Annotated in this window: 16 protein-coding genes; 7 read left to right on the top strand and 9 right to left on the bottom strand. The window is 65.5% G+C overall.

Features of this window, described 5'->3' with window-relative positions; genetic code table 11:
• Positions 1-22 precede the first annotated feature (22 nt).
• Complete coding sequence (locus EJ070_RS15980; RefSeq protein ID WP_126092234.1) at positions 23-856, bottom strand: GNAT family N-acetyltransferase; 834 nt, start codon at positions 854-856, stop codon at positions 23-25.
• Positions 857-1164: 308 nt separating this feature from the next.
• On the opposite strand from EJ070_RS15980, the gene EJ070_RS15975 reads away from it, so the two are divergent.
• Positions 1165-2049, top strand: coding sequence for a hypothetical protein (locus EJ070_RS15975; RefSeq protein WP_126092233.1), 885 nt, complete (start codon positions 1165-1167; stop codon positions 2047-2049).
• On the opposite strand, the gene EJ070_RS15970 is transcribed toward EJ070_RS15975, so the two are convergent.
• Positions 2036-3238 carry an ROK family transcriptional regulator gene (locus EJ070_RS15970; protein WP_126092232.1) on the bottom strand — a complete coding sequence of 401 codons (1203 nt, stop codon included), beginning with the start codon at positions 3236-3238 and terminating at the stop codon, positions 2036-2038. The genes EJ070_RS15975 and EJ070_RS15970 overlap by 14 nt on opposite strands.
• A gap of 213 nt (positions 3239-3451) precedes the next feature.
• Between EJ070_RS15970 and EJ070_RS15965 the strand changes: the two genes are divergently transcribed.
• From EJ070_RS15965 to ugpC, 6 genes are all read left to right on the top strand, one after another.
• Positions 3452-4690: an extracellular solute-binding protein gene (locus tag EJ070_RS15965; protein WP_126092231.1), complete on the top strand. Its 1239-nt coding sequence runs from the start codon at positions 3452-3454 to the stop codon at positions 4688-4690.
• Positions 4691-4774: 84 nt separating this feature from the next.
• On the top strand, positions 4775-5659 hold the full coding sequence (locus EJ070_RS15960) for a sugar ABC transporter permease (protein ID WP_126092230.1): 885 nt from the start codon (positions 4775-4777) through the stop codon (positions 5657-5659).
• A complete protein-coding gene (locus EJ070_RS15955; RefSeq protein WP_126092229.1) occupies positions 5659-6504 on the top strand; it encodes a carbohydrate ABC transporter permease in 846 nt (281 codons plus the stop codon). Before EJ070_RS15960 ends, EJ070_RS15955 begins: the two co-directional genes overlap by 1 nt.
• A 12-nt stretch (positions 6505-6516) precedes the next feature.
• Positions 6517-7533 (top strand): SIS domain-containing protein, encoded by a 1017-nt coding sequence (locus EJ070_RS15950; protein WP_126092228.1) that lies wholly within the window; start codon positions 6517-6519, stop codon positions 7531-7533.
• Positions 7533-8471 (top strand): PfkB family carbohydrate kinase, encoded by a 939-nt coding sequence (locus EJ070_RS15945; RefSeq protein WP_126092227.1) that lies wholly within the window; start codon positions 7533-7535, stop codon positions 8469-8471. The genes EJ070_RS15950 and EJ070_RS15945 overlap by 1 nt, the downstream gene beginning before the upstream one ends.
• Positions 8458-9570 carry a sn-glycerol-3-phosphate ABC transporter ATP-binding protein UgpC gene (ugpC, locus tag EJ070_RS15940; protein ID WP_126092226.1) on the top strand — a complete coding sequence of 371 codons (1113 nt, stop codon included), beginning with the start codon at positions 8458-8460 and terminating at the stop codon, positions 9568-9570. The genes EJ070_RS15945 and ugpC overlap by 14 nt, the downstream gene beginning before the upstream one ends.
• 14 nt (positions 9571-9584) lie before the next feature.
• Here the strand turns inward: ugpC and EJ070_RS15935 are convergent, their stop codons facing one another.
• The 7 genes from EJ070_RS15935 to EJ070_RS15905 form a co-directional block, all read right to left on the bottom strand.
• Positions 9585-11099 (bottom strand): aldehyde dehydrogenase family protein, encoded by a 1515-nt coding sequence (locus EJ070_RS15935; RefSeq protein WP_126092225.1) that lies wholly within the window; start codon positions 11097-11099, stop codon positions 9585-9587.
• A gap of 182 nt (positions 11100-11281) precedes the next feature.
• Complete coding sequence (locus EJ070_RS15930) at positions 11282-12553, bottom strand: RNA polymerase sigma factor (protein ID WP_126092224.1); 1272 nt, start codon at positions 12551-12553, stop codon at positions 11282-11284.
• A complete protein-coding gene (locus tag EJ070_RS15925) occupies positions 12550-12924 on the bottom strand; it encodes a YciI family protein (protein WP_126092223.1) in 375 nt (124 codons plus the stop codon). The genes EJ070_RS15930 and EJ070_RS15925 overlap by 4 nt, the downstream gene beginning before the upstream one ends.
• Positions 12925-13036: 112 nt before the next feature.
• A complete protein-coding gene (locus EJ070_RS15920; RefSeq protein WP_126092222.1) occupies positions 13037-14128 on the bottom strand; it encodes a DNA topoisomerase IB in 1092 nt (363 codons plus the stop codon).
• Between the two features lie 185 nt (positions 14129-14313).
• Positions 14314-15189, bottom strand: coding sequence for a transglutaminase family protein (locus tag EJ070_RS15915; RefSeq protein ID WP_126092221.1), 876 nt, complete (start codon positions 15187-15189; stop codon positions 14314-14316).
• Complete coding sequence (locus tag EJ070_RS15910; protein WP_126092220.1) at positions 15190-17601, bottom strand: circularly permuted type 2 ATP-grasp protein; 2412 nt, start codon at positions 17599-17601, stop codon at positions 15190-15192.
• Between the two features lie 6 nt (positions 17602-17607).
• The gene (locus tag EJ070_RS15905) at positions 17608-20967 is read right to left on the bottom strand and encodes a transglutaminase family protein (protein ID WP_126092219.1); all 3360 of its coding nucleotides are present in this window, start codon (positions 20965-20967) and stop codon (positions 17608-17610) included.
• Between the last annotated feature and the right edge of the window lie 48 nt (positions 20968-21015).

The raw sequence follows: 21015 nt of genomic DNA, 5'->3' as shown, positions 1-21015 counted from the left end.
GGTCTGGTCCTTCGGCCCTGGATCACCCCAGTTCCAGCGTTGTGATGCCGAAAACCTTCGTCGGTGCGTTGCCAGGCTTGCCGCCCTTGTACATGCGGGTCGTGGTGAAGCCCGCAACCATGCCGGCAGCCTGAAGCATGGCGGTGAATCCGAACTGGGTGGCCGGCACGTCGATATGCAGCGCTTCGCCCGCCGCTTTGCCCGCCAGTTCCGCCACCAACGCCAGGGCTATGTCCATGTCGTCGGCGAACAGCGGCCCGACCTTGAATCCCTCCCGGCATCTCCGCGCCACGCCAAAGCCGGCAATGCCGGCCGAACCTGCGGACATGAGCGCAATCCGAGGCGGCTGCAGCCATTCCCGCAGGAAGGCCTCTCGTGGCGCCGGGAAGCACTGGCGGTCGTAAGCCAGGATCCCGGCTGTGCTCGCGGCCATCACGGGCAGGATGTCGCTGCGCCCGGCCAGTCCGACCGGACGACCGCTGAAGCGGACGGTCTGATAGGCGGGCGCGAACCCCTTGCGCTGGTAGTTGGCCCGTTGCTCGGCCACGCCGTCGAGGCCGATGATACGGTCGCCGAGCCGTTCCATGCCGGCATCCCATACCGCCTTGCCATGGCCTTCGCCGCGCCGGTCGGGCCGGCAGATGTAAAGGCCGATGAAGCCGAAGCCCGAGCCGTAGGCGACGGCCGAAATGCCGGCCACCATCTCGCCGCCGGCAAAGGCGCCGATGAACCCTTCCGGATCGGCCGCGCGCAGCGCGGCGGCGTCGTCGATGCCTGGATTCCAGCCCTCCCCCGCCGCCCAGTCGACGAGCGTTTCCACCTCGCCGGCGGTCAGCGTCCTTATCGTTCTCGGCATCGTTTCACTCGGCGGCCTGAGGCGATGGATTCAAGCCGCCACGATAAGATGCGGCCCGCAAGTTGCAAAGGCCGGCGTCGTCCGCCCGCGCCGCGAAGATGGAGCCGGCCTGCTCACTTACACGAGACATCCGAGGCACGACTGCTGGCCAACAATTACCGGGGAGGGGTTTTCCAAATCGATGCAAGGGGTTGGCAAAGAAATCGCCGAGCGGTCATTCGTTGTTCCAATCGGCAACTGGACACAACCGGCGAAGGCTATAAATCTTCATTTGCAGTTGCTTGGAATCGAATGGAGTGCCGCAGGAAATGCCGCTGAGCGCCGAAGAGATCGCCAGTCATCCTGCAGCTCTCCGCAGTGTGCAGGAGCAGTCGCGCGCGCTCATCCATGTCTACGAGACCAGCCCGCGCCTTGCCGCCGTCTTTGCCACCCAGCAGCGCTGGCTGCTCGGCCATGTCGGGCTCGCCTTGCATTTCAGGCGCGACCCCGACGACCGCCGCACCGAGATGACAGTGGCGCGTTTCATCGAGGCCGTGCGCCGCAATTCGGTCGCCAGCCGCAACACCGCCGAGGCGTTCGTCAAGGAAATGCTGCACTACAACATCGCCGAATATGTTTCGACCAGAGGTGATGGCCGTGCCCACCCCTTGCGGGTGACCGCGGCCACCATTGAAACCTTCACCGCCTGGATTCACGCCCATTTGAGGACGCTCGATCGAATCGATGGCGGAACCCGGCTGGCAACCTTCCTCGAGCAGCCCGATGTGCTGGCAAAGCTGCAGCCGTTGATCTGCGACGGCTTGCTGGCATCCGGTCCGGTGCGGGAGCCCGAGCAAACCTTCTCGTTGTTTATCTGGCTGAACAACGGCGGCATCGTCATGGACTGGCTGATGGCGGGCATCGATCCGGACGACGCCAGTCTCGACAGGATACCGACCAGCGTCATTTCGATCGGCGAATTCGCGCATTGGCTGAAGCTGTCGCGCACCCATCTGGCGCGCAAGCTCCATGATGCCGAAGCGCTTGGCAGCATCGGCTGGGTCGGTCAGCGCGGACATTCCGTCATGTGGGTCTCGCGACAGTTCTTCGAGGAATACATGGCCGTGCAGGCAGCCAAGCTCGCAATCGTCGACGCGGCTTTCGACGCCTGTTTTCCCGCGGCTGGCGAAATGGGGGCGCCTATCCGGCCTTGAGGATCGCCGAGAAGCGCGGGTCGAAAGCCCTGCTGATCGGCTCGGCCGCGGCGCCCACCGCAATCGCCCAGGGATCGGTGATGCCGAGCTGCAGGCGCGGCAATCGCCGCTCGGGGCGGTCGGCGATGGACGGCAGCAGCGGATGCATGGCCTGCAGGAGGCGCCGGGCCAAAGGCTCGGGCGCACCGCTGGTGAGGATCACGGTCTGCGGATCGAAGATCGTTTCGATGAGATGCACGCTCCAGCGCAGATCGGATGCAGCACCCTCGATCCAGCCCAGGACCTTGGGATCATCCGCAGCAGCCAAGGCCGCCAATCTTGCGTAGAGATTGGCATCGGCGGGATCGAGGCCGAGATGCTGGTAGAGCGAAGCAAGCGAGGCACGGTGCTCGAGTGGCGTCGCGCCGGGGCCGGCCGGCGACAAAAGCGCCCTGCCGATCTCGCCGGCATTGCCGTTGCCGCCATTGTAGAGCTCGCCATTCAGGATCAGCCCCGCGGCGATGCCATAGCCGACATAGAGGCAGACCGCGTGATCGACACCGTGCGCGGCGCCGACGATGCGCTCCGCCGTGGCGCAGGCGGCGGCATCGTTCTGCAGTCCGACATTCAGTCCGGTGCCTGCCGCAAGCGTCTCCAGCAGTGGGTACTGCTGCCAGGCAGGCATCATCCATTTGTCGTCGGATTCTTTCAGGCCGAACGGCCCCGGCATGGCGACGCCGAGACCGACCAGCCGCCGTTCGAACTGCTCGGTGATGCCGGCCAGTTCGCGCCTGACACGTGCGATGAGAGCGAGGATGGTCTGGACACCCGGCGACGGCTCGTCGAGCGGCAAGTTGGCCTCGGCACGCACTATCACGCTGCCGACCAGATCGACCACCACCACGCGTGTCAGGTGGCGGTCGATCTGCAGGCCGATGGCGAAAGCGCCTTCGGGCACCAGCCTGTAGGGCGTGAAGGGCTGCCCCCTGCCCTTGCGCACCGTGTCCAGCGCCACGACCAGGCCGTCGCGTTCGAGATCCTCGACGATGTTCGAAACCGCCTGCTTGGTGAGTTGGGTCGCCCGCGCCAGGTCGGCGCGCGAAAGCGCGCCGTTGAGCCGCAGCGCCTCGATCATGACGCGGCGGTTGTGCGCGCTGGTCCCTTCCTGGTTGGTGCCGCTCTTGGCGCGGATCGGGCTGATGTCGTGCACCTGCGTTTCCCCCTTGACTCCATTAAAGGATTGCATGACTAATTAAGTCAAGCGAATTGACTTAATGGTGAAGACCGGTACGGTTTCGAGAAAAAGACGGCAAGGCGCCGAGCCCTCGCCGCCCCACCGTCCCGGCAGATCCGGTCACACGCGATAGCATTCGGAGAAGCGGCGCGCGCCGCCACCCGCAAATGTCGAAATGGGAGAAAAAAGATGCTGAAATCGATCGGTAGGACACTTCTCGGCGCGGTCTGCGTTGGCGGGTTGCTTGTCCCGCACGCCTTTGCCGAGACCACGCTGAATGCGCTCTTCATGGCCCAGGCCGCCTACAGCGAGGCGGATGTCCGCGCCATGACCGAGGGCTTCACCAAGGCCAATCCGGACATCAAGGTCAATCTCGAATTCGTTCCGTACGAGGGCCTGCACGACAAGACCGTGCTCGCGCAAGGGTCGGGCGGCGGCTACGACGTCGTTTTGTTCGACGTCATCTGGCCGGCCGAATACGCGACCAACAAGGTGCTGGTCGACGTGTCGTCGAAGATCACCGACGATATGAAGAAGGGCGTGCTGCCCGGCGCCTGGACCACCGTCCAGTATGACGGCAAATACTACGGCATGCCCTGGATCCTCGACACCAAGTACCTGTTCTACAACAAGGAAATCCTGGAGAAGGCCGGCATCAAGGCGCCGCCGAAGACCTGGGAAGAGCTGGGCGAGCAGGCCAAGATCATCCAGGACAAGGGGTTGCTGAAGACGCCGATCGCCTGGAGCTGGTCGCAGGCCGAAGCCGCGATCTGCGACTACACCACGCTCGTCAGCGCCTATGGCGGCGATTTCCTCAAGGATGGCAAGCCGGACTTCCAGAACGGCGGCGGCGTCTCGGCGCTGAAATACATGGTCGACAGCTACAAGTCGGGCCTCACCAATCCCAATTCCAAGGAATTCCTGGAAGAAGACGTCCGCAAGGTCTTCGAAAACGGCGATGCCGCCTTCGCGCTCAACTGGACCTACATGTACAACATGGCCAACGATCCGAAGGACTCGAAGGTCGCCGGCAAGGTCGGCGTCGTGCCGGCGCCGGGCGTTGCCGGCACCAGCGAGGTCTCGGCCGTCAACGGCTCGATGGGCCTTGGCATCACCGCTGTCTCAAAGCACCCGGACGAAGCCTGGAAGTACATCGAGTTCATGACCTCGCAGGCGACGCAGAACCAGTATGCCAAGCTCTCGCTGCCGATCTGGGCCTCGTCCTATGACGATCCGGCAGTGACCAAGGGCCAGGAAGAATTGATCGCCGCCGCCAAGCGCGGTCTGGCTGCGATGTATCCGCGTCCGACCACGCCGAAATACCAGGAGCTGTCGACCGCCCTGCAGCAGGCCATCCAGGAATCGCTGCTCGGCCAGACGACGCCTGAAGACGCGCTGAAGACGGCGGCCCAGAACAGCGGCCTCTGATCTATCGTTCCTCAACGGGCGGCCTCATGCGCGAGCGCCGCCCGTGTTGTTTCTTGATCGGATGAAGGAAGAGAGGCGCCTTCGATGTCAGGCACCTGGATGACGACCCGTGCGTGGCTGCTGATGCTGCCGCTTCTCGTGGTCATGGTCGCCGTCATCGGCTGGCCGCTGGTCGACACGGTTGGCCTTTCCTTCACCGACGCCAAGCTCGTCGGCACTGCAGGCAATTTCGTCGGCATCGACAACTATTCGAAGATGCTGACCAGCTCGAACTTCACCCGCACGCTGACCACCACCACCTGGTTCGCCGTCATTTCCGTTGCCGCGGAAATGGTTATCGGCGTGCTTGCCGCGCTTCTGCTCAACCAGGAATTCCGCGGCCGCACCGTGCTGCGTGGACTGATGATCCTGCCCTGGGCGCTGCCGACCGTCGTCAACGCCACGCTCTGGCGGCTGATCTACAATCCCGAATATGGCGCGCTGAACGCAGCCCTTACGCAACTGCATCTGATCGACAGCTACCGGTCCTGGCTGGGCGAGCCCGGAACGGCGCTCGCGGCGCTGATCGTCGCCGATTGCTGGAAGAATTTTCCGCTGGTGGCCCTCATTGCGCTCGCCGCCCTGCAGGCGGTGCCGCGCGACATCAACGCCGCAGCACTTGTCGACGGCGCCGGTCCCTTCGCGCGCTTCCGCTTCGTCATCCTGCCCTATCTTGCCGGCCCGCTGATGGTGGCACTTGTGCTGCGCACCATCGAAGCCTTCAAGGTCTTCGACATCATCTGGGTGATGACCCGCGGCGGGCCGGCCAACAGCACCCGCTCGCTGTCGATCCTCGTTTACCAGGAGGCCTTCTCGTTCCAGCGTGCCGGCTCCGGCGCCTCGCTGGCGCTGATCGTCACCTTGCTCGTCACCACGCTTGCCGTCGCCTATGCGGCGCTGGTCAGGAACACCGCGGGGAGCGCCGCCTGATGGAACGCAAGTCCCCGCTTTTCACAGCTTTCATCTACGCCTGCGCCATCCTGCTTGCCGCCGTGATCCTGGCCCCGCTCGTCTGGCTCTTCGTCATGAGCATTTCGCCGGCGGCCGATCTCGCCGCCAAGCCGCTGCACTGGTGGCCGCAAAGCGCCGACTTCTCCCGCTACGCGCAACTTTTGTCGACGGTCGAAAACAGCGCCGGCGCCGCCTTCACCGCATCGCTGCGCAACAGCCTCGAGGTCGCGGGCATGGCGACGCTCGCCGCCATCCTGCTTGCGGTGCCGGCCGGCTGGGCAGTTTCGCGCACACCTGCGGTCGGCTGGTCGCTGTCCATGGTGATCGCCACCTATATGCTGCCGCCGGTGGCGCTCTCCGTGCCGCTCTATATGGGGCTCTCCTATCTCGGCCTGCTCAACAACGTCTTCGGCCTGGCGCTGATCTACCTGACGATCCTGGCGCCCTTCACCACCTGGCTGATGAAATCGGGCTTCGATGCCATCCCGCGCGAGATCGAGGCCGCCGCCATGATCGACGGCGCCGGGCTGTTCCAGACCTGGCGCATCCTGACCTTGCCGCTGGCTGCGCCCGTGGTGGCGACATCGGCGCTGTTTGCCGTGCTGCTGGCCTGGGACGAGTTCTTCTATGCCCTGCTCTTCACTTCGGACCAGCGGGCAAAGACCTTGACGGTCGCCATCGCCGATCTCGCCGGCGGCCGCGTTTCCGACTACGGGCTGATCGCCACCGCCGGCGTGCTCGCTGCCTTGCCGCCGGTGCTGATCGGCCTCGTCATGCAGCGCGCGCTGATCTCGGGCCTGACCAGCGGCGGTGTGAAAGGATAACAAAGGATAGTGATGACTGCGGAAAAACCTCGACCGGCAGGGCTTGTCGCAATCGACCGCGAGATGGCGCGCCAACATGGGGACGCGCTTGCCTCGTTCAAGAACAACGAGGATGCCGCCGGCCAGGTCGCGGCCTCGATCAGGCGGAACGGCAGGCTGATCCTGCTCGGCATGGGTGCCTCGCATGCGGTTGCCCGCGCTGTCGAGCCGCTTTATCGCGCGCACAGCATCGATGCCATCGCGATGCCGCTGTCCGAGCAGCTCGGCCAGCCCTTGCCGCTTGCCGGCAAGACGGTGCTCGTCACCTCGCAATCCGGAGAAAGCGCGGAGGTGGTGCGGTGGTTCTCTGAGCCTGGCCAGCGCGCCGACACCTTCGGCCTGACGCTGGAAGCCGGCTCCTTCCTCGGCCGGACGGTTCCTTGCCTTGTCGGCGCCGGCGGCACCGAGCTTGCCTTCGCCGCGACGCGCAGCCTGACCGTGACCTTCGCCTTGCATCTGGCGATCCTCTCGGCGCTCGGGGACGATCCCGCGCCAGCGCTTGCGGCGCTGGAAGCCCCGGAAGCTATCGCGATCGACGCCGCGCTGGCGGCACTGAACGAGGTGGCGACCGTCGTCACTTCCGGCCGCAGCCTGCAGGGGCTGGCCGAAGCGCTGGCGCTCGGCCTCACCGAACTGTCGCGCCTGCCATGCTATTCGCTCGAAGGCGGCCAGCTTCGCCACGGACCGATGGAAATGCTCGGTCCAAAAATCGGCGTCATTCTCTTTCGCGGCGAGGATCCGACATCCGACCTCGTCACCGCGATGGCGCTTTCCGTCGTCGAGGCAGGCGCGCGGCTGATCATCTTCGACGCCTCGGGCAAGCCGCCGGTCGGTGACGCGGTCACGCTGGCTTTCAAACCAGCCTCCGGGCTGGCGGCGATCTTCGCCATGCTGCCGGTGGCGCAGCGCCTGATGATCGCCTTCGCCGATGCCCGTGTCGACAATGCCGGGACGCCGGTCCGCACCACCAAGATCACGCGGAGCGAATGATGCGGCCGCTTGCGGTGATCGGCAACGTCAATGTCGACCTGATCGTCGGCCCGGTCGCGCCATGGCCGAAGGCGGGAACCGAGACCGTCGTGGATCATGACGACCTGCGCGTCGGCGGCCAGGCCGGCAACACAGCGCTAGCCTGGCAGGCGCTGGGCATCGATTTCGATATCGCCGCCAATCTCGGCGACGACCAGTTCGGTCGCTGGCTGCGCGAGGCTTTCGGCTCGCGTGCCGAGAAATGGCCGGTGCGTCCGGAGGGCACGACGCTGTCGGTCGGCATGACGCACCCGGACGGAGAACGCACTTTCTTCACCACACGCGGTCATCTGCCCCGCTTCAGCCTGGACGACGTTCTTGCCGTTCTCGACGGCAAGCGGCTTTCCGGCGGCTACGCGCTCATTTGCGGCTCCTTCCTGACCGATGACCTCACCCGAGACTACGGCGCCTTTTTCGACTGGGCGGAGGCGCATCATATCGCCGTCGCGCTCGATACCGGCTGGCCGATCGACGGCTGGACGGCGAAGAACTGCAACGCCACCCGAGATTGGCTGTCGCGCTGCGAGTTGGCCCTCTTCAACGAGGTCGAGACGACGACGCTGGCCGGGCTGGCAAGTCCGGCGGACGCCGCGCGCAAGATCCGCGACGGAATGAGGAAGGGCGCGACTGTCGTGGTCAAGCGCGGGCCCGACGGCGCGATCGCCATCGGCGCCGACGGCCAACTCATCGAAGTCCCGGCGCCCCGTGTGAAAGTCGTCGACACGATCGGCGCCGGCGATGTCTTCAACGCCGCCTTCCTCGCCGCGCTGGCGCGGGAGCGGCCGCTGGCCAACTGCCTTTCCGCCGCGATCCGGGTGGCCTCACGCGCCATCTCCACCTTGCCCCGCGACTATGGCGGGCCGATGCTTTTCGAGGAAGCCGTCAATGAGCGCGCTTGAAATCCGCGATATCCGCAAGAGCTACGGCAGCGTCGAAACCCTGAAAGGCATCGACATCTCGCTTGAGAGTGGCGAGTTCCTGGTGTTGCTCGGCTCGTCCGGCTGCGGCAAGTCGACCTTGCTCAACATCATTGCCGGGCTCGCCGAGGCGACCAGTGGCGACGTGCTGATCGGCGGCCGCTCGGTGCTCGGCGTGCATCCCAAGAACCGCGACATCGCCATGGTCTTCCAGTCCTATGCGCTTTATCCAAACCTGACCGTGAGCCGCAACATCGGCTTCGGCCTGGAGATGCGAAAAGTCCCCGCGGACGAACGCGACAAGGCGGTGCGTGAGGCAGCCAAGCTCCTGCAGATCGAAAGCCTGCTCGACCGCAAGCCCGGCCAGCTTTCCGGCGGCCAGCGCCAGCGCGTCGCCATCGGCCGGGCGCTGGTGCGCAAGCCGCAGGTATTCCTGTTCGACGAGCCGCTCTCCAATCTCGACGCCAAGCTGCGTCTCGAGATGCGCACCGAGCTCAAGCGCCTGCACGAGATGCTGCGGACCACGGTCGTCTATGTCACGCACGACCAGATCGAGGCGATGACGCTGGCGAGCCGCATCGCCGTCATGCGCGACGGCCGCATCGAACAGCTCGGCACGCCGGAGGAGATCTACAACCAGCCGGCGACCCTCTATGTCGCCGGCTTCGTCGGCGCGCCTGCGATGAACGTGCTGGAAGCGGTGGTTGAGGATGGCAAGCTTGCCATAGCCGGCACCGACACGCGACTGGCGTTGCCGCCCCGTTACGCGAGCGCGGCCCGGAACGGCGCCAAAGTCGTTGTCGGGATCAGGCCCGAAGCGCTCCGCCTCGGGTCAGGCACTGGCGCCGAATTGTCGCTGCCCGTCGAGATCGATGTGGTCGAGCTGACCGGGCCCGAGCAGGTCACCACAGCCCGGATCGGCGCGCAGAGGCTCACGGCAACCTTGCCGCCGCGGAGCCGCGTTGCCAAGGGCCAGCCATGCGCCTTTGCCTTCGATGAAGACGCGCTTCGCCTGTTCGATCCAGCGACAGGCAAGGCTTTCCGAGGAGCAGTATCGAGCGGTTCAGCTTCTCCAAGCTGAACCGCTCGCATGTCTCAGTCGATGTCGAACGACACGCCCTGCGCCAAGGGCAGCGCCTTCGAGAAGTTCACCGTGTTGGTGGCCCGGCGCATATAGGCCTTCCAGGCGTCCGAGCCGCTCTCACGGCCGCCGCCGGTTTCCTTCTCGCCGCCGAATGCGCCGCCGATCTCGGCGCCGGAGGTGCCTATATTGACGTTGGCAATGCCGCAATCCGATCCGTCGACGCCGAGGAAGCGTTCCGATTCCTGCAGGTCGCGGGTGAAGATCGAGGACGACAGGCCGGCGCCCACAGCATTGTGCAGGTCGAGCGCCTCGTCGAAATCGGAATATTTCATCACGTAGAGGATCGGCGCGAAGGTTTCTTCCGTCACAGGTGACACCTGCTTCGGCATCTCGACCAGCGCCGGATGCACATAGTAGGCGTCGGGGTGGCCGTTCTCGAACCGCGTGCCGCCGGTCACCTTGCCGCCATGTGCTTCGGCTTCCTTCAGCGCCTTCTGCATGTTGTCGAAGGCGGCCTTGTCGATCAACGGTCCGACCAGCGCCGACGTCTCCAGCGGATTGCCGACCGAGACGCTCTGATAGGCCTTCTTCAGGCGCGGCAGCAGCGCGTCGTAGACGCTCTCATGCACGAACAGGCGCCGCAGAGTCGTGCAGCGCTGGCCGGCGGTGCCCATGGCGCCGAAGGCAATGGCGCGCAGCGCCATGTCGAGATCGGCGGTCGGGCAGACGATGCCGGCATTGTTGCCGCCAAGCTCCAGCACGGCGCGGGCGAAGCGCTTCGCCAGCCGCGGACCGACCTCGCGGCCCATACGGGTCGAGCCGGTGGCAGACACGAGCGGCACCTTGGGATGATCGACCAGCACCTCGCCGACGGCGCGGTCGCCGATCAGCACCTGGAGCAGGCCTTCCGGGGCATCGGCGCCGAAGCGCTTCACGGCACGCTTGAAGACCGCGTCGCAGGCAAGCGCCGTCAACGGCGTCTTTTCCGACGGCTTCCACACCACCGCGTCGCCGCAGACGAGCGCGAGCGCCGCGTTCCACGACCATACCGCGACCGGGAAGTTGAAGGCCGAAATGACGCCGACGACACCGAGCGGATGCCAGGTTTCCATCATGCGGTGACCGGGCCGCTCGGTGGCGATGGTCAGGCCGTAGAGCTGGCGCGAAAGGCCGACGGCGAAATCGCAGATGTCGATCATCTCCTGCACCTCGCCGAGCCCCTCGGACGGGATCTTGCCGACCTCGATCGACACCAGCCGGCCGAGTTCCGCCTTGTGCGCGCGCAATTCCTCGCCAAGCAGGCGCACCAATTCGCCCCGCTTCGGCCCAGGCACCAGCCGCCAGGCCTGGAAGGCCTTGTGCGCGGCGTCGATGGCCTTGCTTGCATCGGCGGCAGAAATCGTCTTCAGCGCCGCGATCTGCTCGCCCGTCACCGGGCTGCGCACGACGAGGTCGCCGCCGGAAAGCGCGTCCTTGGCGACGCCAAGTTTCTCCAGAAGTGAGGCCGTTTCCTTCGCTATCGTCATTTTTGTCCCTTTCAGATCCCGCCCGGATATGGCGAGCGTCGAAGCCTTGCGCCATGCTTGGCGCGCCCTCCGGCACGTCCAGGCGCTTTGATGGCGTGGCATTACTCGTTTCAGGGAAAAACCGCCACCCCGGCATGGTCCAAGCCCGGCTCGCAAAATTGGGCCAGGCGCCGGAGGGGGGATCAGCGGGCTTTGTGGACCGGCTTTTCGGCGCTTTCCTTGATCAGCCTGTCAATGTGCATGCGGATGTGAGCGGCCTCGGCGGCGGTGTTGGCTAAAGCGATCGCACGGTCGAAGGCCACGCGCGCCTCCTCATTGCGGCCAAGCTGCATCAACAGTCCGCCCCTCAGGCCGAAGAAGTGGAAATAGCCGGACAGCCTGTCTTCCAGCGGCTCGATCATGGCGAGCGCGGCTTCAGGTCCGCTCACCTTGCTCACCGCGACGGCGCGGTTGAGCGTCACCACCGGCGAGGGCTGCATCTGCTCGAGCAGGCCGTAGAGCAGGTCGATCTCGGTCCAGTCGGTATCCTCGGGCGTCGCCGCGCGCGCATGCAACGCCGCGATCGCCGCCTGCACCTGGTAGGGGCCGGGCTTGCGATGGCGCAGCGCCTTGTCCACCAAGGCCAGGCCTTCGTCGATCATCTTGCGGCTCCACAGCGACCTGTCCTGATCCTCGAGCAGCACGATCTCGCCATTCTCGTCGAAGCGCGCCGGCGCGCGCGCATGCTGGAGAAGCAGCAGCGCCGTCAGACCCATGATCTCGGGCTCGGTCTGAAAGAGCCTGAGCAGCAGCCGGGCAAGCCGGATCGCTTCCTCGCACAGTGGCGCGCGAGCCGGCGCCTCGCCGCTGTTGGTCGAGTAACCTTCGTTGAAGATGAGGTAGATCATGGCGGCGACCGCCGCGAGACGCTCCGACCGCTCGACCGCGCCTGGCGTCTCGAACGGCACGCCGGCGTCCGCGATGCGCGCCTTGGCACGGGTGATGCGCTGCTCCATGGCGCTTTCGCCGACAAGAAAGGCGCGCGCGATCTGTTTGACGGTGATGCCGGAGACGATGCGCAGCGCCACTGCGATCTGCTGTGTCGCCGGCAGGTCCGGATGACAACAGATGAACAAGAGCCGCAGGATGTCGTCGCGATAATGCGCGCCGTCCAGCCGCTCGGCCATATCGCCTTCGGCGTCATCGAGATCGGAGATCTGGTCCTCTTCCGGCAGCGGCGCCTGCTTGGAGCGCTTGCGCACCGCGTCGATGCCGCTGTTGCGGCCGACGAAGATCAGCCAGGCCGCCGGATCGCGCGGCGGCCCGTTTTTCGGCCAGTTCTTCAATGCCCTCAAGCATGCGTCCTGGAAAGCTTCTTCCGCGGCGTCGAGATCGCGGAAATAGCGCAGCAGCGCGCCCATCGCCTGCGGACGGGCGGTGCTGATCGCGTTGCTGATCCAGGCAAGATCGGTCATACGGCAACCTTGGTCGGATTGAAGATGGAGATCGGCCTGATCTCGTAGGAGCCGCCGCTCGGATTGACCTCGGAGAGCTCGCGGGCGAAATCGACCGCCTCGTCAAGGTCGCGGCATTCGAGCGTGTAGAAGCCGAGGAACTGCTCCTTGGTCTCGGCGAAGGGCCCGTCGAGCACGACCGATTCCCCCTTGACCTTCCTCAGCGTCGTCGCGGCGGTGGTCGGCAAGAGACGGGCCACGGGTCCAAGCCGACCTGCCTTGGCGTATTTGTCCTGTACGTTGAGGAGCTTTGCCATCACCTCGTCGTCCTGTTCCTTGCTCCAGGAGCAGACGACGTCTTCGGAGGCGTAGCAGAGGATGGCGTAGAGCATGGTCTCGTCCTTTCCGTATCAAAGGACGCGACAGTAGGACCCTTCCCGACACAAGGTCGACAAAAAAAATTCATAGGGCGATCACGGGCTTATCCCGTGCCCTCGCGATATGTCAGGCTCCGCGCGCTTGCAGCCATCTGAGCACCAGCGTCTCCTCTTCGTCGAGGCCGGGCATGAGACGCTTCCGTCTGTTGGCTTCCGCCATTTCGTCGAGCAGCTTGCCTTGCGACCACGCCTCGAAGACCAGCGGATGGATGTAGCATTTGCGGCAGACGGCTCGCGTGTTGCCCAATCGTTCGGCGACCTTGTCGACGATGCTGTTTATCATCCGCTTTTGCTGGGGGGCACTTTCGGGCAGTTCCGTCTGCGCAAACAGCGACGCCGCATGAATTGTGCCGCCCCAGGTGCGGAAATGTTTTGAGCTGAATTCCACGCCGGACGCCTCACGGATGTAGCGGTTGATATCCTCGGAGCGCACCGGCCGGCGGTTTCCTTCCTCGTCGAGATACTGGAACAGGTTCTGGCCCGGCAGGTCCTGCGCTCCGCGCACGATTTTGGCGATGCGGCGGTCGACGAGCCTCAGCTTCCATTCCTTGCCGGACTTGCCCTTGAAGGCGAAGCGCAGCCTCGAACCCTCGATATCGACGTGTCGGTCGCGCAGCGTGGTCAGCCCGAAGCTCTTGTTGTCCCGGGCGTAGGCGGCATTGCCGACGCGGATCATGGTGTTGTCGAGCAGCCAGACGATCGCTGCGACCACACGCTGCTGCGGCAGGCCGTGCCGGCGCAGGTCGGCATCGATGCGGCTCCGCAGTTCAGGCAACGCCTCGGCAAAAGCGACAAGGCTGGAATATTTGACGCCGTCCCGCTCCTCGGTCCATTGCGCGTGATAGCGGTACTGCTTGCGCCCGCGCTGATCCCGGCCGGTCGCCTGGATATGCCCGTCCGGGTCAGGCGAAATCCAAACATCCGTCCACCCGGGCGGAATAACGATCGCTTTGATGCGGTCAAGCGTCGCCGCGCTGACCGCGCCTCCGTTCGGGTCAGCGTAATCAAATCCCTTGCCTTTTCTCCGGCGCCGGATGCCCGGATCGGCATCGCTGACATAGCTGAGCGACGCGCTTTCGGCCGAACTTTGCGCGCCGTTCCCCTGCATCTTCGTACCACCCGCCAGGCGGTCCGAGGACGATTGTGCTCGTTGCAGCATAATGGCTCCACGGAACTGGTCCGTAGATAAGCCGCGCGACAGGCGGCTGGTTCCACATTGCGGAGCGACGCCAACCCCGGCCCGCCAGCCATCAGGCGCTTTGCAACTGGCTATGATAGATCGAGACCCGGCGTCGCGTCGCGAGTTGAGAAGCAGCCCGCGCGATCGATGCCGCTCGCGCGGCTTCAGGCGGCGACCGGAATGACGTCGACCGCCTGCTCGCCGACCTGGCCGCCGGTGGTCTTCAAGACGCCGACGATCGGCGCCACGTCGGAATAGTCGCGGCCGTGCCCGACCGTGATATGGTCGTTGCTCGCCCGCATGCCGTTGGTTGGATCGAATTCCTGCCAGCCGGCATCGCGGCCGCACCAGACCTTTACCCAGGCATGCATGGCGTCGGCGCCCTCGAGCCTCGGTTTTCCTTTCGGCGGAATGGTGCGCAGGAAGCCGCTGACATAGCCGGCGGGAATGCCCAGGCCGCGCAGGCCGGCAATCATGATGTGCGAAAAGTCCTGGCACACCCCGCGTTTGAGCGCGAAAGCGTCGCTGCCCCGGGTCTGCACGGTGGTCGCCTTGCCGTCATAGGTGAAATCGCGATGGATGCGGTTGCAGAGATCGACCGCGGTGCCGACCGTGGAGCCAGAGAGACTCTCCCGCGCATAGGCGGTGATCGCCGCATCGAGGCCGGCATAGTCGCTGGCGGCGAGGAAATGATGCGGCGCGGCAGGGGACAGCGAGCGCACGGCATCCAGTTCCGCCCTCAAACCGTGGATGTCGGGCGAAACGTCCAGCCCTGGTTCCGGCCGCGAGACCGACACCCGCGCGCTCATCCTGATGTCGAGTTCCTCATGCGCCTCGCGAAAGGCGATCGAGGTGACGTTGTTGCCGAAGAAATCGGAAAAATCCGCCCGTTCGGACGGCATCGGCTGAAAAGACAATGACGCGGCGATCACCCGCTGCACGCCGGCGATCGTCTGCGGCAAGACGCGCACCTGGTGCCGGCCGCCGCCGGCGGCGGAGGCGTATTCGTAATGCAGATGAAGCCTGATGTCGTAAAGCATCTAACCGAAATAGGCCTTGGCGAGGCTGTTGTAGAGATCACCGATCTGGTTGGCGAGCTCGTCTAGCACCCTGGCGGTCATGTCCGACGGTTCCATCACAGCGGTCGCCGTGTTGAGCTGTAGGATTTCCTTCGCCGCGGGCGACATATGCCCCTCGCCGCCGACCGAAGGCAGCATGCCGATCTCGGCCTTCAGCCGCTCGAGCTGGAACAGGATGGAGCGCGGATTGAGCGGATCGAGCGCCAGGAGGTCGATCACCGTGCGCCGGCCGGCCTGCACCGGATATTGCCGGCGGTGGGTCATCACGCTGTCGCCGATCTCCAGCATCATGTCGAGCGCGCCGTCCGGCGCGCCGTTTCCAGTCAGTCGGGCGAGCGTCCGGGCGATCTGGATGCCGCGCTCCAGCCGGCGGCCGATCTCCAGGAATCGCCAGCCGGTGAACCGGTACATGTTCTCGTGCAGCAGGCCCGAGAAGCCCGCAAGCTTGCGCAGCATGACGGTCATCGCGCGCGTCGCGTCGTCGCCAGGCGCCACCGTTCCGGCGAATCTATGGATCGTCTTCGACAGATCCTTCAGCGCCAGCCAGCCGTCCGGCGAGAAGCGGTCGCGGATCTGTCCGGCGCTGTAGACGGCGCTGTCCAACGTGCCGATCAGGCCAAGCGGGATCGCCGATTCGACCTCGATGCCGAACGGCTCGAGATAGTCCCTGATATCGGCGAGCAGCGGCATATCGGGATCGGACGTCTCCGCCAGCCTGACATGATAGGCGCGCAGCACGCGCACCGTGTCTTCCGAGCGCTCGATATAGCGGCCGAGCCAGGTCAGGTTCTCCGCCGCGCGGCTTGGTAGGCTGCCGGGCATGGTCCGGGTGAAACCGTCGGTCTCCTGCGGCAGCAGCGTCTCGCGTTCGACCGGCCTGTCGCTGACCACCCAGACATCGGCGGCCTGGCCACCGCGCTGCATGGCGATTGCCGTCGGGTCGAGCGAGAAGCCGACGCGCGCAAAGCCTCCAGGCATGACGGTCCAGCCTTCTTGGGTGCGCGCCAGATAGACCCGCAGGCTGGCGGGCCGCGGCTCCAGCCGGCTGCCGGCAAAGACCGGCGTCGTCGAAAGCGTAACGGCTTCCTGGCCGACAAAGCCGGCACCGTCCGTCTCGATCCGCGCGATCAGTTCCGCCCGCTCCCCTGACGAAAGCGCCAAGCCCAGCCGCGTCGCGCCATCGTCTTCAAAGGCGAGCCGCGTCGACAGCGCCGGGCCAATCACCATGCGGTCGATGTTGGCAAGCACATGGTCGCGTTCGGTCTGCTGCCCGCACCACCACGTGGCGATGCTCGGCAGGGAGAGATCCTCGCCACGCAGTTCCTGGGCGATCCTGGGCAGGAAGGAAAGCAACGCCCGCGTTTCCATCAGGCCCGAACCCAGCGCGTTGACGGCCGAGACCGTGCCGCGGCGGATCGCCTCGACCAGGCCCGGCGTGCCGATCTGCGAGTCCGGGTTGAGCTCGAGCGGATCGGCGAAGGCCGCATCGAGCCGCCGCCACAAAACGCCGATCGGCATCAGGCCCGAAACGGTGCGAACCATCAGGCGGCCGCCGGAGACGGTCAGGTCCTCGCCCTCGAGCAGCATGATGCCGAGATAGCGCGCGATATAGGCGTGCTCGTAATAGGTCTCGTTGAGCGGTCCTGGCGTCAGGATGGCGACGCGTCCGCCGGACTCCCTTGCCATGCCGTTCAGAGCGTCGCGGAAGCGGCGGAAGAAGCCGGCAAGACGGTGCACATGCATTTCGCCATAGATGTCGGACAGCGCACGCGTGGTGGCGACGCGGTTCTCCAGCGCGAAGCCGGCGCCCGACGGCGCCTGGGTGCGGTCGCCCAGCACCCACCAGCGGCCGTCCGGTCCGCGGCCAAGCTCGAAAGCGACCATATGCAGGAAATGGCCGCTGGCCGGCCGGACGCCGACGACCGGGCGCAGATATTCGGGGCTGGCCGCGATCAACCCGGCCGGCAGGATGCCCTTCTCGACCAGCCGGTTCGGACCGTAGACGTCGGTCAGGATCGCCTCGAACAGGTCGGCGCGCTGGACGAGCCCGGCGCTGATTTCGGCCCATTCCTTCTCGTCGATTAGCAGAGGGACATGCGCCAGCGGCCATTCGCGTTCGTTGGCGCCGGCCTTGTCGTAGACGCGGTAGTAGACGCCCGCGTCGCGCAGATACTGGTCGGCGCGGGCAAATCGCTGTCCGAGCGTCTCAGCCCCCAGTTCATCGAGCGCTTCGATGAAGGAACGCCAGGCCGGGCGCGGATTGCCTGATGCGTCGACCATCTCGTCGACGACACCGTCGATCGGACGGTAGCGCTCCAGCAGGCCCTGCGCCCGCGGCCTGCCGCCCGCCCGTTTCTGATTCCCCTTGGCCATGGTGGATCAGAGTCTCGCCGGCCGCCTGAGGTCAAGGGTCATGGGGAAGTCTTCAGAGGCTTCTTCGGCTTCGAGCACGTAGCTGCCCGGTGTGTGGCCGCGCGGCTCGAAGCGGGCAAGCCGCCGCGCCTCGGCCTCGTTGCCGTTGACCGGAAAGGTGTCGTAGTTGCGGCCGCCCGGATGCGCGACATGGTAGACGCAGCCGCCGATCGAGCGGCCCGACCAGCGATCATAGATGTCGAAGATCAGCGGCGTGTTGACCGGCAAGGCCGGATGCAGGCCGGAGGCCGGCTGCCAGGCCTTGAAGCGCACACCCGCCACCGCGATCTCCCTGCTGTCGGTGACCTTCATCGGCACGATGCGGCCGTTGCAGACGATGGCATGGCGCTCAGGGTTCAGTCCTTCGGTCCTCACCTGCAGCCGCTCGACGGACGAGTCGACGAAGCGGACGGTGCCACCGATCGCGCCCTGCTCGCCCATCACGTGCCAGGGCTCCAGCGCCTGCCTCAGCTCCAGCTTGATGCCGGCATGCTGCACTTCGCCGCAGAACGGAAAGCGGAATTCGAGCTGCGCGGCGAACCATTCGGGGCGAAAGTCGAAGCCGTTGAGCTTCAAGTCTTCAAGAACATCGAGGAAATCCGCCCAGACATAATGCGGCAGCATGAACCGGTCATGCAGCGAGGTGCCCCAGCGCGCGAAGCGGCCGTCGAACGGATTCTTCCAGGCGCGGGCGATGATGGCGCGGACCAGCAACTGCTGGGCAAGCGACATGCGCGCATTGGGCGGCATCTCGAAGCCGCGGAACTCGACCAGCCCGAGCCGGCCGGTCGGGCCATCCGGCGAGAACAGCTTGTCGATGCAGATTTCCGAGCGATGCGTGTTGCCCGTGACATCGGTGAGCAGATTGCGGAACAGCCGGTCGACCAGCCACGGCAAGGGCGCCTCTCCCTTGTCCGGATGCGGCACCTGCGCCAGCGCGATCTCGAGCTCATAGAGCGAATCGTGCCGCGCCTCGTCGAAGCGCGGCGCCTGGCTGGTCGGGCCGATGAACAGGCCGGAAAACAGATAGGACAGCGACGGATGCCGCTGCCATTGCAGCACCAGGCTCTTCAACAGGTCCGGCCGGCGCAGGAACGGGCTGTCGTTGGGCGTCGCGCCGCCGACCACAACATGGTTGCCGCCGCCGGTGCCGGTATGGCGGCCGTCGATCATGAACTTGTCGGTCCCAAGCCGCGACTGCCGGGCTTCCTCGTAGATCGCCGTGGTCGTGGCAACGCATTCCTGCCAGTTGGCGGCCGGATGGATGTTGACCTCTATGACGCCTGGGTCCGGCGCAACGCGGATGACGTTGAGGCGCGGATCGTGGGGCGGGCCGTAGCCTTCGATATGCACCGGCAGCCCAACCGCCTTCGCCGCATTCTCGGCCGCGGCCACCAGTTCAAGATAATCCTCCAGCGCCTCGACCGGCGGCATGAACACGCAGAGCCGGCCGTCCCGCGGCTCGACGGTGAGGGCCGTTCGCACCGCGCCGCCGATCTCTGTGATCTCCTGCTCGACGCGGTCCTGCTGGCCAGTCGCTGCCGTGAAGGATACCGCCTGCTGACGACGGGCCATTTCGTCGGCGCCTTCAGGCTCAACCGGAGCGGTTTCCGGCAAGATCGCCTCGCGCGCAGGCAAGGCGCCGCGCGGCACAGAGGGGTCGACCGGCACGATGTAAGGAAACTGCGCCGGCGGCACGTAGGGCAGCGTGCCGAGCGGCAGACGATAGCCGACCGGAGAGTCGCCAGGGACAAGGAACAGCCGCCCGCGCCGTGTCTTCCATTTCTCCGAGCGCCAGCGCTGCCCCGCGGCCTGGCTGTTCCAACGCTGCACCGGCAGAACATAGCCCGACGGCTTGGTCAGGCCGCGCTCGAAGACGCGCGCCATGCGGCTGCGCTCTTCCGGATCCTCCAACTTCGAATTGGAAGGATCGACATTGTCCGGCAGCTTGCCTTCCTTGAGCAGCCATTCGGCCGGATCCTCATAGGCCTCGCTGACCATCGCCTTGTCGAGGCCGAGTTCGCCGGCGATCGCCGTGAGCAAGCTTTCGGCCTGCTCAGGCCCGACAGAGACCGTGCTCTTTTCCTGCGCGATCAGCGAGGGGTCGCGCCACACCGGCTCGCCATCGGCGCGCCAGTAGAGCGAAAAGGTCCAGCGCGGCAAGCTCTCGCCCGGATACCATTTGCCCTGGCCGTAATGCAGGAAGCCGCCCGGCGCGAAGCGCTCGCGCAGTCGTCGGATGAGCTGATCCGCCTTGTCGCGCTTGGTCGGACCGACGGCGGCCGTGTTCCATTCGGCGGACTCGAAATCGTCGATCGACACGAAGGTCGGCTCGCCGCCCATGGTGAGCCGTACGTCCTGCTCGTGCAAAATGGCATCGACCTTGTTGCCCAGCGCATCGAGCGCTTCCCAGCTTTCGTCGGAGAACGGCTTGGTGATGCGCGGATGCTCGGCAATGCGGTCGACGCGCATGTCGAAGTTGAAATCGACATTGGCGAAGCTCGCCATGCCGGAGATCGGCGCGGCGTTGCGGAAATGCGGCGTAGCGGCAAGCGGCACATGGCTTTCGCCGGTAAGCAGGCCGGAGGTCGGATCGAAGCCGATCCAGCCGGCGCCCGGAATATAGACCTCGCACCAAGCATGCAGGTCGGTGAAGTCGACCGAGGTTCCGGGCGGTCCGTCGAGCGAAACGAGATCGGGCTTGAGCTGGATCAGGTAACCGGAGACGAAGCGCGCGGCGACGCCGAGGTTGCGCAGGATCTGCACCAGCAGCCAACTCGAATCCCGGCACGAGCCTTTGCCCGCGGCCAGTGTCTCCTCCGGCGAGTAGACGCCGGTCTCCATGCGCACGATATAGGCGATCTCGCGCTGCAGCCGCGCATTGAGGTCGACGAGGAAATTGACGGTGTTTGTCGGCCTGCGGTCGATGCTCTCCAGGAACTTCGACAAGAGCGGTCCCACCGGCTCCGGCGTCCGGTAGATGGCAAGGTCTTCGCTGATCTCTTCCGGATAGTCGAAGGGAAAGGTTTCGGCCGAGGGTTCGACGAAGAAATCGAACGGGTTGTAGACCGTCATGTCGGCGACGAGGTCGACTTCGATCTTCAGCTCGTTCACCGGCTCCGGAAAGACGAAGCGGGCGAGGAAGTTGCCGTAGGGGTCCTGCTGCAGGTTGACGAAGTGGTTCTTCGGCTCGACCTTCAAAGAGTGGCTGAGCACCTTGGTGCGGGAATGCGGCGCCGGCTGCAGCCTGATCACCTGGGGGCCGAGCACCACCGGCCGATCGTATTTGTAATGGGTCAGGTGGTGGACGGCTGCCAGTATTGCCATGGTGCCCCGGGGAACGGCGTTTCAATCGCCGAACCCTGACACAAGTCC

It is taken from the genome of Mesorhizobium sp. M1E.F.Ca.ET.045.02.1.1 (assembly GCF_003952485.1).
In the GTDB taxonomy this organism is placed as follows: domain Bacteria; phylum Pseudomonadota; class Alphaproteobacteria; order Rhizobiales; family Rhizobiaceae; genus Mesorhizobium.
This window is presented reverse-complemented; position numbering and strand designations above follow the sequence as displayed.